Annotated in this window: 1 protein-coding gene; it reads right to left on the minus strand. The window is 66.2% G+C overall.

Translation table 11 applies throughout. The annotated features are described in order from the left end of the window. On the minus strand, window positions 1-1,194 hold a 1,194-nt coding region (locus ACFO3Q_RS16780), incomplete at both ends, for a tail fiber domain-containing protein (protein WP_377006055.1).

A 1,194-nucleotide genomic window follows, 5' to 3' on the forward strand; every position in this document is an offset into this window, starting at 1 on the left:
CAGGTTGCCCTCGTCGTCGTACTCGTCCGGCCACTCCTCGCGAATCTCGTGCTGCTCGTCCCATGCGTCGTAGCAAACGAAGCCGTACCGGTACGGGTCCAGCCCGTGGGCCTGCATCACCGCGATCACCGCTTGCACAGTGGGGCCTGCGTGCAGGCGGGCGTCATCCTCCCCCTTCTCGGCAATGGCGTGGAGCCACTGGAAGATGCACGGCAGCCCCGCAAGCTCGACTGCTGCGGCGGTCTCCACATCGGTCATGTGGCGCGGAGTGGTTTTCTCTCGCGCGTCGGACGTGTTGATCGAGCCGGTTACTGCGTAGATTTGAGTGTACCTAGCGTTAGCAAGCCCTGCGGTCTGCGTGTTGTCCGGGCCCGGGGAAATGAACGTCGGGCCCGCTCGTAGATACGAAAAGTTCGCCGCGCTCAGATTTGCCGCTGAGCCCACGGTGAAAACGCCCGCTGCGCCCACGCCGGTGAACACAGATTGACCCGTGGTCCGGTACTCCATCGAGCAGTTAACTTCAGCGTTTGTCCGATAGAGCACGTAGGCGACGCTACTCGTACTACTCGACAGCACGTTACCGCGAAATTCGTTGTTGCCAGTCCATGCATTCGACGATGCAAGGCCGCCTTTGCCAGCAAGGCCAGCATCCGCATGGCTGTTCGCCGCAGCGAGCGCAGCAGCCGCTGAGCCGGCCGGGTCGGCACCGACATTGGCCGCGGAGAGCTGGACGTTTCCGCCGGCGTCAGGCCCCACGCCGTTGACGGTGCTCACGGCGCCAGCACCACCGCCGGCGGCGCTGATGACGGGATTCCTCGGGTCCGTCGTGTCGACGCTGACGTTCGCACCGGCGACGATGGACTGCAGCGGTGCGGCGTCCGCCGCGCCGGCGGCGTCCACGTAGCCCGCGTCGTTCGTGAGATCGGAGATGTTCGCGCCAGGCTGCAGGGCGCTGTCCGCGAGATCACCCTGTTCCGCAGTCGCGAAGTCGCCAACGTCGGCACCCGCAGCTGTACCGAGGTCGGCAGACAGCGCGTACTGCGGATGCGGGTTCTCCTGCTCTACGTGCGCCTCGATGCCGGCGTCCACGACGACCCGGGCGCGCTCGTCGGTGTAGTAGAGGTGCGCCGCACCCTCGGCAAGATCGTCGGTGGTCGGCACCCGCTCCGCGATGCGGCGCCCCTTCTCGTCGAA

The sequence above is a fragment of the Coralloluteibacterium thermophilum genome, assembly GCF_042654365.1.
Classification (GTDB): Bacteria; Pseudomonadota; Gammaproteobacteria; order Xanthomonadales; family Xanthomonadaceae; genus Coralloluteibacterium; species Coralloluteibacterium thermophilum.